Annotated in this window: 12 protein-coding genes; 6 read left to right on the top strand and 6 right to left on the bottom strand. The window is 40.8% G+C overall.

What is annotated here, in order from left to right:
- Window positions 1-245 precede the first annotated feature (245 nt).
- From L5B71_RS08995 to fecE, 4 genes are read left to right on the top strand one after another with little or no spacing between them, the layout of a single operon-like run.
- Window positions 246-1,142 carry a Fe(3+) dicitrate ABC transporter substrate-binding protein gene (locus tag L5B71_RS08995; RefSeq protein WP_265758053.1) on the top strand — a complete coding sequence of 299 codons (897 nt, stop codon included), beginning with the start codon at window positions 246-248 and terminating at the stop codon, window positions 1,140-1,142.
- Window positions 1,139-2,128 (top strand): iron-dicitrate ABC transporter permease FecC, encoded by a 990-nt coding sequence (gene fecC / locus L5B71_RS08990; RefSeq protein ID WP_442780752.1) that lies wholly within the window; start codon window positions 1,139-1,141, stop codon window positions 2,126-2,128. Before L5B71_RS08995 ends, fecC begins: the two co-directional genes overlap by 4 nt.
- Window positions 2,128-3,096 (top strand): Fe(3+) dicitrate ABC transporter permease subunit FecD, encoded by a 969-nt coding sequence (gene fecD, locus L5B71_RS08985; protein WP_265758051.1) that lies wholly within the window; start codon window positions 2,128-2,130, stop codon window positions 3,094-3,096. The genes fecC and fecD overlap by 1 nt, the downstream gene beginning before the upstream one ends.
- Window positions 3,096-3,863, top strand: a complete 768-nt coding sequence (gene fecE / locus L5B71_RS08980; protein WP_265758050.1) for a Fe(3+) dicitrate ABC transporter ATP-binding protein FecE — start codon at window positions 3,096-3,098, stop codon at window positions 3,861-3,863. Before fecD ends, fecE begins: the two co-directional genes overlap by 1 nt.
- 140 nt (window positions 3,864-4,003) lie before the next feature.
- On the opposite strand, the gene L5B71_RS08975 is transcribed toward fecE, so the two are convergent.
- The gene (locus L5B71_RS08975; RefSeq protein WP_265758049.1) at window positions 4,004-4,459 is read right to left on the bottom strand and encodes an NUDIX domain-containing protein; all 456 of its coding nucleotides are present in this window, start codon (window positions 4,457-4,459) and stop codon (window positions 4,004-4,006) included.
- The gene (locus L5B71_RS08970) at window positions 4,452-5,153 is read right to left on the bottom strand and encodes a pseudouridine synthase (RefSeq protein ID WP_265758048.1); all 702 of its coding nucleotides are present in this window, start codon (window positions 5,151-5,153) and stop codon (window positions 4,452-4,454) included. The genes L5B71_RS08975 and L5B71_RS08970 overlap by 8 nt, the downstream gene beginning before the upstream one ends.
- A 101-nt stretch (window positions 5,154-5,254) precedes the next feature.
- Here L5B71_RS08970 and icd point away from each other — a divergent pair, with 101 nt between their 5' ends.
- A complete protein-coding gene (icd, locus tag L5B71_RS08965; RefSeq protein WP_265758047.1) occupies window positions 5,255-6,511 on the top strand; it encodes an NADP-dependent isocitrate dehydrogenase in 1,257 nt (418 codons plus the stop codon).
- A gap of 592 nt (window positions 6,512-7,103) precedes the next feature.
- Here icd and ftsN read toward each other — a convergent pair.
- Together ftsN and priA are read right to left on the bottom strand one after the other, a co-directional pair.
- Entirely contained in the window at window positions 7,104-7,892 is a 789-nt protein-coding gene (gene ftsN / locus L5B71_RS08960; RefSeq protein ID WP_265758046.1) for a cell division protein FtsN, read from the bottom strand.
- 142 nt (window positions 7,893-8,034) lie between these two features.
- Entirely contained in the window at window positions 8,035-10,221 is a 2,187-nt protein-coding gene (gene priA, locus L5B71_RS08955; protein WP_265758045.1) for a primosomal protein N', read from the bottom strand.
- A 199-nt stretch (window positions 10,222-10,420) separates the two neighbouring features.
- Between priA and rpmE the strand changes: the two genes are divergently transcribed.
- A complete protein-coding gene (rpmE, locus tag L5B71_RS08950) occupies window positions 10,421-10,633 on the top strand; it encodes a 50S ribosomal protein L31 (RefSeq protein WP_265758043.1) in 213 nt (70 codons plus the stop codon).
- Between the two features lie 56 nt (window positions 10,634-10,689).
- Here the strand turns inward: rpmE and glpQ are convergent, their stop codons facing one another.
- Entirely contained in the window at window positions 10,690-11,784 is a 1,095-nt protein-coding gene (gene glpQ / locus L5B71_RS08945) for a glycerophosphodiester phosphodiesterase (RefSeq protein ID WP_265758352.1), read from the bottom strand.
- Between the two features lie 202 nt (window positions 11,785-11,986).
- Entirely contained in the window at window positions 11,987-13,444 is a 1,458-nt protein-coding gene (gene glpT, locus L5B71_RS08940) for a glycerol-3-phosphate transporter (protein ID WP_265758042.1), read from the bottom strand.
- Between the last annotated feature and the right edge of the window lie 63 nt (window positions 13,445-13,507).

Below are 13,507 nucleotides of genomic sequence, written 5' to 3'. Positions count from 1 at the left end.
GTCGATATTCGATCATATTATTTTTTGCCAAATTATATCTGAGCAATGTATACAAGCACTTTGTAACAAATCTGTACTTCAGCTTTCCTTTCTCATTATAGAACTGATTTTCTCTGGCCTATATCGCGTATTTCTAAATTTAGGATTAGTCTAGTTATCTAGCAAATAATAAAAAATATCATTTGTATTTAAGTGCTCCTATTGGTATTATTTTTACTGATTTTAATAAAATTAAGGAAATGATAATGTTGTTAAAACAGGCCAAATCACTTTTATGCTTCTTTTTTGCTATTTTTTCTTTCACTGCAAATGCTATTACAGTGAAAGATGCGCAAGGCGAATTTACTATCAATTACCAACCTAAACGTATTGTTGCATTGGAGTATTCCTTTGTTGATGCTTTAGCAAATGTTGGTGTTAGCCCTATTGGCGTGGCTGATGATAAAGATAAAACCCGTATTTTGCAAAGTGTACGAGATAAAATTAACGACTGGCAGTCTGTGGGCACACGCTCACAACCAAGCCTTGAAGCGATTGCTGAACTCAAACCAGATTTAATTATTGCTGATCAAAATCGACATAGTGCTGTTTATAATGAATTAAAAAAAATTGCCCCAACATTATTACTCAAATCGCGTCAAGAAACCTATCAAGAAAATTTAGTTTCTGCACAAACGATTGCCGATGTAGTTGGCAAATCAGAGCAAATGCGTCAACGTATCAAGGCACATAATGAGAAAATCGCTGCGATTAGCAAAACCTTACCCAAAGTACACGCTATGATAGGTATTTCTCGCGAAAATCAATTCTTAATCACCACCAATGAATCTTACACAGGTAGTTTGTTAGAGGCACTAGGCTTTATTGTGGATAAACCATTAAATAGTAAAAATAAAGCCAACAATCCAGCAGGTCTAGAGCAACTTGCCGCCTCAAACCCTGCTTGGTTAGTTATCGTCCATTATCGTGATGAAAGTATTACCAAAAAATGGGCTGATGAACCTTTATGGCAAGCTTTAACAGCCGTGCAAAAACATCAACTAATTAATACAAATGATTCTGCCTTATGGACACGTTCTCGTGGGCTTGATGCAGCTGAGCAAATTGCACAAATTTTGCAAACGGCAATATTGAAAGAATAATGCGTTTAGTTTTCCGTTGGCTACTCCCAATTATCTTATTACTTTTTGTATTTTGGGGTAGCCTTTTTCTCTTTTACCCCCTCAAGGTAGCACCACTTGATGCATTAGGTGTAATACTTTTTCGTTCTGATAACAGCATTGCAGACATTACGGTAACCAATTTGCGTCTTCCAAGATCTTTAGGTGCAATGCTAATTGGAAGTGCCTTGGCTGTGGCTGGAACATTATTGCAAGCGATGACACGCAACCCTCTCGCTTCTCCTACTTTGTTAGGCATTAATTCTGGTGCCTCCTTAGCAATGGTTATAGCAAGTGCAATTAGTCCTAGTATATTATCCTCTTTGAGTATCAGTTTCATTGCCGCGTTAGGAGGAGGACTAAGTTGGGCATTAGTCATGCTGATTAGTCAAGGCTGGGCACAACATATTGAGCGTACGCGCATTGTCCTTGCAGGTATTGCGGTTTCAATGCTGTGTGCAGCCTTAACAAAAATGACCTTGATTTTATCCGAAGATAACGCCTATGGCATTATGAGCTGGCTGGCTGGCAATATCAGCCATATCCGTTGGAGTGCGGTGCAAACTTTAGCCCTTTTTTCTTTGCCCGCGATCATTATTAGCCTTTTGCTTGCCAATAAGCTTAATATTATGAATTTAAGTGATGACAATGCTAAATCATTGGGCATTGAGCTGAAAAAATTACGCCTCATATTGAATATTGCAGCTTTAGTGTTAGTGGGGGTGAGTGTCAGTGTTGCAGGGCCATTTGCCTTTATTGGTTTGCTTATTCCTCATTTAGCTCGCTATTGGATTGGCTATGATTTGCGCAAGAGCTTACCTATAGCAATCATCTTTGGTGCCAGTTTAATGCTCTTAGCTGATAACCTAGCAAGAGCAGTCGTTTTTCCAAATGAATTACCTGCCGGGGCGATTCTAGCCCTGATCGGTGCACCATTTTTTGTTTGGATCGCACGAGGAAAGCGCTAATGCAAATTTCACGTTTTTATCTATATTTAATGCCCTTAAGCGTCATTTTCTTGTTCATCTTAAGCCTAATGATTGGCACTTATTGGCTATCTTTTAATGAACTTGGCGAAATTCTCACCACACCACAACATAAAGACTACTTCACTCTCGTTGAATATCGCTTACCCCGAGCCTTATTAGCTATTTTCTTGGGGGCCGCATTAGCACTATCTGGTACACTGGTTCAAGGGATTATCCGTAATCCTCTTGCTTCTCCTGAAGTGTTAGGGATCAATAACGCGGCAGGTTTAGCCGCTGTAACCATACTAACCTTTTTCCCTACAATATCTATCTTTTGGCTTCCACCTATCGCTTTCGGCGCAGGGTTGCTTGCCTTTTTACTACTGCTTATACTATGTCATTATCGTTTTTCCCCTCTCAAAATGGCATTAATAGGTATATCTCTGTCAGCATTATATGTTGCGATAACCCATTATATGATGCTCGCCAATCCATTGGAAATTAACCTTGCAATGTTATGGCTTACAGGTAGCCTTTGGGGGAGAAGTTGGCACGTTGTGATGTTCGCTGTACCTTGGTTATTGGTATTTTTACCACTCACAATTATGCTGGCAAAATCACTTGATACCCTCGCACTGGGAGAAGAAAAAGCCCATAATCTTGGGGTTAATGTGCGTGCCATCCAACTTATCACGCTACTTATTGCGGTGGCACTCTCCGCTACCGCTGTTGCCGTATGTGGACCCATTTCCTTTTTAGGACTTATCGCACCACATTTAGCACGCAAATGCTTTGGCGGACGGCACCTTATTTTAATTCCCGCCTCTTGCTTCATTGGCGCTCTCCTATTACAGACCGCTGACATTCTAGCACGAGCCATTGCACCACCAATAGAACTACCTGCAGGCATTTTAACTGCTATCATTGGCGCCCCTTATTTTTTTGTGTTATTGATGAGGAAAAACTAATGCAACTTTCAATCCATCAACTTTCTGTTGGTTACGAAAAACATACCATCATCAACAATTTTAGCCTCGATTTTCCACATAATAAAATCACCGCACTTATTGGCCCGAATGGTTGTGGAAAATCCACCTTGTTAAAAAGCATCGCTCGCCTTTTACCCCTACAGCAAGGTAAAATTTGTTTGGACAATCAAAACATTCGAGATATAAAACCAAAGTTATTTGCACGATATTTCGCCTTACTCCCTCAACAACATATCGTACCAGAGGGAATTTGCGTTAAAGAATTAGTGGCTTATGGACGAAGCCCTTATGTGAATTTATGGGGAAAATTAAGTCGTGTTGATCGCGAAAAAATTGATGAAGTGATGGAGATTACTCAGACCACGCATTTACAACAAAAATTAGTCAGTGATTTATCTGGCGGTCAACGGCAACGCGCTTTTCTTGCAATGGCATTAGCACAAGATACACCATTTTTATTACTTGATGAACCCACTACTTATTTAGATCTAAACCACCAAACAGAATTAATGGCAATGATGAAAGCCCTGCAAGCGCAAGGAAAAACGATTATTACCGTACTTCACGATCTAAATCAAGCTAGTCGCTACTGCGATCATTTGGTGGTCATAAAGCAAGGGAAATTGATGGCTCAAGGCCGCCCAGATGAAGTAATGAGCCAAGAATTATTGTATCAAGTTTTTTCTTTGAAAGGGGAAATTCACCAAGATCCCATTAGTCATACACCAATGTTTGTGGCATATTAATGACCCTTCTATCGTGCTTTACTTAAAACGAAATGCAAATAAGAACGGTAAGGCCAGCCTAATCGCAAATAAAGTAAAGCTCAAATCATTCGGGCTTTATTTTTGCCTAACATAAAGTGCGGTGTAAATTTCACCACTTTTTATTCAAACACCTTCAATACATCTAAACTCACCCCTTCACCATTTAAATAATCTTGCAGGGCTTGGCTGACGAGTGGGTTGCGTTCTGCCTGTCCTTGTTGCTGGATATAATGCTGAAATTCTGCAGGAGTGAGCCATAAACCGCCTACTATATCAGGATCATTTGGACGAATGAGCAATGGTTCCGCAAGCTCTACAGCAAACACAAAGCGTAAATAATCTTTTTGGCTACGTGGCGCGTGCCATTGGTAGATTTTAATCAGCTTACTTGGTGTTGCGTCAATCCCTGTTTCTTCACGTAATTCTCGTATTGCCCCCTCAAGGATCGTTTCGTTTTGCTCTAAATGCCCAGCTGGTTGGTTTAAGGTCATTTTGCCGTATTCAAATTCTTTGACAAATAAAAATTTGCCTTGGCAATGCACGACGCACGCCATTGTAATATAAGGTCTATGCATTCGATTTCCTTAATTTTAACCGTTGATAAAGCGCTTCTAGTTCTTGATTATTGAGTTGATAATACTGCCCTAATGACAAATTTTCCACACTAAACCCTGCCATTTTGGCACGAATTAAACGCAAAGTGGGAAAGCCAATATGCGCGGTCATTCGGCGAACTTGGCGGTTTTTGCCTTCACGAATTTTAATTTCCAGCCAGCTTGTGGGGATATTTTTTCGTTCGCGAATAGGGGGATTGCGTTGCCATAAAAAATTTGGTGCAGGAATCAACCGCACTTTCGCTGGCAAAGTTTTGCCATCTTTTAACATTACGCCTTGACGCAATGGTTCAAGCTCGCTCTCCATTGGCTCCCCCTCCACTTGCACGAAATAGGTTTTCTCCGTTTTGTATTTAGGATCGGCCAAGCGATGCTGAATTTCACCGTTGTTAGTAAGAATTAACAGCCCCTCACTATCACGATCTAAACGCCCTGCAGGGTAGATATGCGTAACGGGAATAAAATCTTTCAGGGTTCGTCGCCCTTTTTCATCGCTAAATTGGGTCAGTACATCAAAGGGCTTATTAAACAGCACCACTTTGGTTTGGGCGAAATTCGGTGTACTTGTTTTTTTACGCGCAAAATGCTGAACCGTTTTTTTATGTAAATTTTGCCGTTCTTGATGATTACGGCTTGAAAGAAATTTAGCCTTCATATATGTTATGTGAATCAGTGAATAAAAATCTAAAAGCGCAATTTCAATTTGCTTACTATTCGTCCACTATAACACAACATCAAGCATAAAGGAGAAATCCAATGAGCCAAACCCAATCCGCCGTTGTAATCCCACAAGGTGAAAAAATTCGTTTAGATGCACAGGGCGCATTAATGGTGCCAGATAATCCGATCATTCCGTTTATTGAAGGCGATGGCATTGGCGTGGATGTAACGCCTGCAATGCAGCGCGTCATCGATGCTGCCGTGGAAAAAGCCTATCAAGGCAAACGCAAAATTTCTTGGCTAGAAATCTATGCCGGTGGCAAAGCCAATGAAGTTTATGGTGAAAACACTTGGCTACCAGCAGAAACCCTTGATTTTATTAAAGAATATCACGTGGCCATCAAAGGCCCTTTGATGACTCCCGTAGGTGGTGGTATTCGCTCACTAAACGTAGCAATGCGTCAAGGCTTGGATCTTTACAACTGTTTACGCCCAATTCGTTATTACAGCGGCACGCCAAGCCCTGTGAAGCACCCTGAAAAAGTGAATATGGTAATTTTCCGTGAAAATTCAGAAGATATTTACGCCGGCGTGGAATGGAAAGCTGGCTCGCCTGAAGCGGACAAAGTGATCCAATTCTTGCAACAAGAAATGGGCGTGAATAAAATTCGTTTCCCACAAGATTGTGGTATTGGTATCAAACCTGTTTCAAAACAAGGTACACAGCGTTTAGTGCGCGCGGCTTTGCAATATGTCATTGATAATGATAGAAAATCTCTCACCCTTGTGCATAAAGGCAACATTATGAAATTCACTGAGGGGGCGTTTAAAGAATGGGGTTATGACGTGGCGAAAGAATTTGGCGCAACCCTCATTGATGAAGGCCCGTGGATGAAACTGACGAATCCAAAAACAGGACGTGAAATTATCATCAAAGATTCCATTGCCGATGCGTTCTTGCAAGAAGTGTTGCTCCACCCAGCCGATTACGATGTTATCGCCACGCTCAACCTAAACGGCGACTACATTTCCGATGCCCTTGCCGCACAAGTGGGCGGGATTGGTATCTCACCGGGGGCAAATATCGGTGCAGAAGCAGCAATTTTTGAAGCTACCCACGGCACAGCACCCAAAATCGCAGGGCAAAACAAAGGCAACCCAGGTTCATTAATCCTAAGCGGTGAAATGATGTTACGCCATTTAGGCTGGACAGAAGCCGCCGATTTAGTGGTAAATGCGGTTGCCAAAGCTATTGAAAACAAAACTGTTACTTTCGATTTTGCAGAAATGTTAGAAGGCGCAAAATTATGTTCCACGTCTGAATTTGCTGAAGAAATTGTGACAAATATGTAACTTAGTCACCAAAACGAAAAAGTGCGGTCTTTTTACCGCACTTTTTTCTTTGTAATTCAATAAACTACGTTCTATCGAAACCCTATGCGTTCTTTTAATTCTGAAATGAGTCACACAACGTGTCTGACTACTTTTTATTGATAACACATTAGCACAACAGGCACGGTTAAAGCGTAAACATAGCTTAGTATTTCAAAAATAATCCACAATCTTAACTTGAATAATAAAAAGGTCTGACTTATGCGCTACTAAAATAGCACTTTAATTGTTGCACCACTACAGTATACAGTAAAAACCATTAGAAATCGCTATAAAACTACATATACCAGCGTTCGAAAACCTGCACCACTTTCAAGCGTCGCTTGTATCATTTGCCGGTAACCTGATGAGTATGTCATGTGGCTAGTGAGCCATATTTAATGGAGTTTTACTATGACACTACAATTTATACACTAATGAGCAACATGTGCTCATTTTCTTTAAGCGATCACTCAAGCTAGACAAAGATTATTACTATTTTCATTTCTCATCAAAAAAGCCATCTGCGAGATGGCAAGATGGCTTTCGTTACAATTCAATTGACTAATATGAATTACATTCCCACCAACACACAAGGTGTTATAGCTTTAGCTTTCTCAAGGGATTTAACCGTTGTCGCACGATCGCCAATTGGCCCTATGACTACTCGATTCCAGTCAGCACTTGCATTGACACGCGCATTAAAGCCCGACATAATCAGCTTCGCTTGCACATTTTCAGCCTGCTGACGATTTTTAAATGCACCACATTGCAAACCATATTTTTTCTCTCCGCTGGTATTTTTCGTCACCACCGTTTCCACTTTCTTCGGTGCTTCTACTTTTTTGCTTTCTTCTTTTACTTTCGAAACTGGTTTTGTTTCCACCACTGCAGGCTTACTTTCCACCACGGTTACTTTAGCTGGTTCAGGTTTCTTTAACGCTTCTTTAGCTGCCAGCTCTTCTGCTTTCTTACGTTCTTCTGCCTGTTTTAAGCGTGCGGCTTCGGCAGCTTTTTGCTCTTTCTCCATTTCAATAAGCACTTTTTTCTGCTCTTCTGTTAGACGCATATTTTTTTCTAAAGATTTTGGATTATCGTCCACTGGTACTGTACGAGTTTCCAAGGCTTTAATATAACTCCACACTTCTTCCGGTGGGGTTGGCAAAACACTTTTCGGGGCCTTTTTCTCTGGTGTTGGCACCACCGGTGCAATTTGGTTAGATTTTTGTTTAAGAAGATATAATCCACCAGCAAAAATGGCAATCACTAACGCCACAATCGTTAAAATTACTGATTTATTGACTTTCTTTGCTTTCTTATTTGTTGCGCCAGATCGGCGAGAAACATAATCACGTTTAGCCACAATAACACCTAGTTTCCATTAAAAGTGCGGTTAAAATTCAGGATAAATTTGCTTAACCAGTGGAGAATTTAACAATTATCCCCAACCGTAATAAAAAATAACCGCAATTCTACTGAAAAATAGGAGCAATGGCTAGCGAGTTTTAACTTAAATCTAACGGATCGACATCTAAAATCCACCGCACTTGGTGAGCCTTTTGCGGAATATGCTGTTTAAATAGGTTTAACACTTGTTGTAATTTCGCTTTGGAAGCATGTTGTAACAATAATTGCCAGCGGTAAAACCCTGCTTTTTTACTAAAAGGTGCTGGCAATGGGCCGTAAATTTGCAAGCCTGCAACATTTTGTTGTTGTAGCTGTTCGGCAATGTGTTGTAAAAACTGTTCAGCTTCTTCGCTATGTCGGCTCTGCGCGCGAAATAAGGCTTGTGCGCTATAAGGTGGCAGCCCCATTTGTTGGCGTAACTGCAAAGCTTGCTGAGCAAATTCGCCATAGCCATCTTTTAACAAGGTACGTAATAAGGGATGATCGGGATAGTGCGTTTGCAGCACCACTTGCCCGTGTTTTTCACCACGCCCCGCGCGCCCTGACACTTGCACATAAAGCTGAGCAAGTCGTTCTTCTGCACGAAAATCCAGAGAAAACAAGGCGTTATCCACATTCATTAAGCCCACTAAGGTAACATTAGGAAAATGATGGCCTTTTGCGAGCATTTGCGTGCCAATTAAAATCTGGCTTTTGCCTTGCTGAATATCTTGCAAATGCTGTTCTAGTTTGCCTTTGCGCGCGGTGCTATCGCGATCAATACGGGTTACCACATAATCAGGGAAGCGTTGGTTTAGGGTTTCTTCCAACTGTTCTGTGCCAAGCCCTGTGGTCATCAAATGGGTTGAACCACAATGCCCACATTGCATTGGAATGGGCTTTTGTGAGTTACAATGATGGCAGCGCAACACCCGTTGATGTTGATGATAAGTATAAGGTTTTTCACAATGCTGACATTCAGCAACCCAACCGCATTCGTGGCAGAACAGTACAGGTGCAAAACCACGGCGATTTAAAAACAGCAACACTTGATTGCCTTGCTGTAAATGTTCCTGCATTTTGTTGGCAAGGGCATCTGACAAGCCATTTTGCATACGCTGATGTTTCAGATCAATGACAAACTGTTGAAGTGCGGTGCTATTTCCTGCTCTTTTTTGCAAAATAATGTGCTGGTATTTGCCCAATTTCACGTTATTTAAGCTCTCAAGGCTTGGCGTTGCCGATCCTAATAAAATGGGAATATCTAGCTGTTTGGCATACACCACTGCCAGATCCCGCGCGTGATAACGCCACCCCTCTTGCTGCTTAAAGGAACTGTCGTGTTCTTCATCAATCACGATCAAACCAAGATCAGCAAATTGAGTAAAGAGCGCCGATCTGGTGCCAATGACCACCGCACTTTGCCCCGATTTTGCCCGTTTCCAAGCCTGCAAGCGTTGCATATCGTTCAAATTAGAGTGCAGAACATCAATCTCCACATTAAAACGCGCCTTGAAACGTTGCACGGTTTGTGGGGTTAAGCCAATTTCAGGCACTAGCACCAGCACTTGTCGCCCTTTTTTCAAGGTTTCTTCAATACTTTGTAAATAGATTTCCGTTTTGCCCGACCCCGTTACGCCATCAATCAACCACGCTGCAAAGCCTTGATGAAATAAAATTTGCCCTAGTGCCAACGCCTGTTCTTTATTTAAGCGATGTTTATTTTGCTCATTCACAATCGGCTGTTCAATATCTTGCCAAGGGCGAATTTCCGCTAGCTGTTCTTTTTCCACCATATAGCCTTTTTCTTTCAGGTTGTGCCAGATGCTCGCTGCAAAGGGATTCTGCCCTTTTTCCACTGGCTGTTTTGCCAATAATTGCAAGGCTTCTTGCTGTTTCTTCGCACGTTTCAGCCAATTCTCACGCAAGGCTTGCTCACCAAATTCTGTGATCTGGAAAAAAACTTGTGCATTTTGCACCGCACTTTCGCCCTGTCGCAATTTCACTGGCAAGGCTTGAAATAAGGTTTCCCCCAAAGGGGCTTGGTAATAATTTGCCGCCCAGTGTATTAAGCGCCACACAGGTTCGTTAAATAAATTTTGTTCATCTAGCACGCCTAAGATCCCTTTGAGCTGTTGTGGCTCAATTTCACTTTCAGTAGGAAAAGCCACCGCGATCCCTACTCGTTTTTGCGTTCCAAATGGCACCACCACTCGCCCCCCCAGCACAGGACTTAAGCCTTCGGGCAGAAGATAATCAAAAAATTGGAACAGCGGCACAGCCAGCGCCACACGAACAAGTTTCATTATGCGAACCTTAACAAATAAAAATTGCCTTATTATAGCGGAATAATCTCGCCCCTTGAATATTCCTTTTTTTTCGGTATAATCTACAAGCTTAAATGAAAGATCCTGCTTATGGCGATGTGTTATAAGCGTAATATTAACCACACTCGGTGCTAAATTCAGTTTTAGAGAGCGGAGTGGCTTCAAATTGAGGTTTTCTATGCAACAAGGTATTCACCCAGAATATAAAGAAATTACTGCAACTTGTTCTTGCGGTAACGTAATCAAAACGCGTTCAACTTTAGGTAAAGATTTGAACTTGGATGTGTGCAGCAACTGCCACCCATTCTACACTGGTAAACAGCGTGTTGTTGATACTGGTGGTCGTGTTGAACGCTTCAACAAACGTTTCAACATTCCAAGCACAAAATAAGATTGTTGATGATAAAAAACCCTACGCAAGTAGGGTTTTTTATTACCTAAATAAAACTATTTAGCTAAAAACTCAACTGCCGTATCAGGGAAATCCGTGAAAATACCTGTTGCGCCGGCTTGGTTTAATAAGGCATCGTACATTTGGTTTACGTTAGTAAAAAATGCAGGTAAGGCATCTTTGCGTACCGTGTAAGGGTGCAGTTCCATATTGTATTTTTTCAATTCTTGCACAAGTGGGGTGTAAACCACTTTGTCTTTGGTCGAATTGTTTTCATCGATCAACATATACCAACCTGGCCCTACGCCGTCAGCATATTTTGCCACTTCTGCCATTGCCCCCTCTTTGAACATCCAACCATAATCATAGTTTACCCACTCGCCTTGCGGATTTTTTTCTTCCGTTTCGTGCCAATCAGTATAAGCAATAAGCTGAACTAATTTCAGATCCATTCCTAACTCTGGCAATAACTCATTTTTAATGCGTTTTAATTCATTAAAATCAAAAGTTTGTAGATAGACAGGTGATTGTTTGTTGGTATAGCCATATTTTTTCAATACTTGCAGTGTTGCTTTGGCGATATCTTTCCCTTCTTGATGATGTAACCAAGGGGCTTTAATTTCAGGATAAATACCAATTTTTTTCCCAGTAGATTTTTCTAAACCTTGAATAAATTCAATTTCTTCTTCAAAGGTATGAATTTTAAAGTTAGATTTCCACATAGGAAAACGGTTTGGATAAACTTGTACTTGTTTACCATTTTCAGTTTTGAAGTTTTCCGTCATATTAAGGCTTTTGATTTCATCTAGTGTGAAATCCATCACATAATATTTGCCATCTTTACGGTGGCGTTGAGGGAATTTTTCTGCAACATCGGTTAATCCATCTAAGAAATGGTCGTGAATAACGATAAGATGGTTATCTTTGGTCATCACCAGATCTTGCTCTAAGTAATCCGCTTTCATACCAAATGCTAACGCTTTTGATTCTAAGGTGTGTTCGGGTAAGTAACCACTTGCACCACGGTGTGCAATAACTAATTTTGTATTATTCATATTATCAGCAAGAGCTAGATTAAACGTGACACTGCCCGCCAATGCAGAAAGTGCAACTAACCCAGATAAAAAATGAGATTTAAACTTTTTGTTCATTTTCATATTTAATTTTCCTTTATTTTACTACAGTTTAAAATAAGACAAGGTCATAAGCTGAAGACAGTGCAAATAATGCGGCAACACGATGTAATGCAATATTATTTTGCAATCAAACACTTATATTTCTGTGTCTGTTTTTTACACTCTGATAGCGTCCAATAAAAAAGGCGAATTTTTATCCGCCCTTTTTCATATTTAATTAGTTACCGTAACGATCTTCTTTAGCAATTTTTGCCTTATGTTTAGCTTCTTCAACCATTGTGATTAGCATTAATACACAAGCTAATACTGCGCCGCCGATCATCACATAGAAACCGCCGTCCCAGCCAAATTTGTCTGCCGCCCAGCCGATAACTGCACTTGCTGCTACGGTGCCACCTAAATAACCAAATAAACCTGTAAAGCCTGCTGATGTACCTGCTGCTTTTTTCGGTGCAAGTTCAAGGGCGTGTAAGCCTATCAACATTACTGGGCCATAAATTAAGAAACCAATAGTGGTCATCATAATGAAATCCATTAATTGATAAGGATTTTCATACCACGGTAATTGAGCATAATGTGCAAGTTCAGCCTCTGGCGTTGCTGGATTGAGCCACAACATCACCACCGCAATTGTGACTAACACCATAAAGATAAAACCGGTTAAACCACGTTTACCTTTAAATAGTTTATCCGATACCCAACCACATAATAACGTGCCCGGAATAGCGGCAAACTCATAAATTGCATAGGCAGAAGCGGTAGCTTTAATATTGAAATGTTTCACTTCACCTAGATACACAGGTGACCATTTCAACACGCCGTAACGAATCAAATAAACAAATACGTTTGCGATAGCGATATACCACAATAAGCGATTTTTTAATACATAAGTCACAAAAATGTCTTTCGTGCTAAGATTATGTTCGTAGGTTTTTTCATCATAATCCTCGGGATAATCATTTTTGTATTTTTCAATTGGTGGTAAACCGCAAGATTGTGGTGTATCTTTCATCACGAAAAAGATAATGACAGAGGCGACCATTGCGGCAATGCCCGGATAATAAAGCGCTTCTTGCCAAACGTGTCCGAAGGTAACTTTAGCCACTTCAGGGTGATTTGCAGCATAAATTGTGCTTGCTAAACCAACCAACAATGCAGGTACCATTCCTCCAAGGTTGTGAGCGGTATTCCAGATCGAAACAATCGTACCTCTCTCTTTTTTCGACCACCAATGCACCATTGTGCGTCCACACGGTGGCCAGCCCATACCTTGGAACCAGCCATTAAGGAATAACATCACAAACATAATAAGAATGCCTGAGGTCGCCCAAGGCACAAGTCCCATTAATGTCATACACAACCCAGACAACGCCAAGCCAAAAGGTAAAAACATTTTTGGGTTAGATCGGTCAGAAATTGCTGCCATAAAGAATTTAGATAAGCCGTATGCTAAGCCAGGCGCAATACCAATTACCCCTAATTCAGTTTTTGTGTACATTCCTGCTTCGATTAAGCCTTTTTGTGCTAAGTCAAAATTACTACGCACAAAGTAATAAGCAGCATAACCAAAGAAAATTCCCATAAATACTTGCCAGCGTAAGCGTTGATAAGTGGGATCGATTTTCTCTTTTGGCAGCTCCGCAATATGAGAAGCTGGTTTAAACGGTCCAAACATAGAAATTCTCCAAATTGTTATTTTTTATAGATGAAAGACGCTCTTTTACGAACATTTCCAACA

Source organism: Avibacterium sp. 21-586, from assembly GCF_026226775.1.
In the GTDB taxonomy this organism is placed as follows: domain Bacteria; phylum Pseudomonadota; class Gammaproteobacteria; order Enterobacterales; family Pasteurellaceae; genus Avibacterium.
The sequence above is the reverse complement of the archived record's forward strand: the minus strand, read 5'-3'. Positions and strand labels throughout refer to the sequence as shown.

Coding starts and splice junctions, on each gene's coding strand:
- L5B71_RS08975 (WP_265758049.1), bottom strand. CDS start 4,459: ATGCATAGACCTTATATTACAATGGCGTGCGTCGTGCATTGCCAAGGC.
- rpmE (WP_265758043.1), top strand. CDS start 10,421: ATGCAACAAGGTATTCACCCAGAATATAAAGAAATTACTGCAACTTGT.
- fecD (WP_265758051.1), top strand. CDS start 2,128: ATGCAAATTTCACGTTTTTATCTATATTTAATGCCCTTAAGCGTCATT.
- glpT (WP_265758042.1), bottom strand. CDS start 13,444: ATGTTTGGACCGTTTAAACCAGCTTCTCATATTGCGGAGCTGCCAAAA.
- icd (WP_265758047.1), top strand. CDS start 5,255: ATGAGCCAAACCCAATCCGCCGTTGTAATCCCACAAGGTGAAAAAATT.
- priA (WP_265758045.1), bottom strand. CDS start 10,221: ATGAAACTTGTTCGTGTGGCGCTGGCTGTGCCGCTGTTCCAATTTTTT.
- glpQ (WP_265758352.1), bottom strand. CDS start 11,784: ATGAACAAAAAGTTTAAATCTCATTTTTTATCTGGGTTAGTTGCACTT.
- fecE (WP_265758050.1), top strand. CDS start 3,096: ATGCAACTTTCAATCCATCAACTTTCTGTTGGTTACGAAAAACATACC.
- L5B71_RS08995 (WP_265758053.1), top strand. CDS start 246: ATGTTGTTAAAACAGGCCAAATCACTTTTATGCTTCTTTTTTGCTATT.
- L5B71_RS08970 (WP_265758048.1), bottom strand. CDS start 5,153: ATGAAGGCTAAATTTCTTTCAAGCCGTAATCATCAAGAACGGCAAAAT.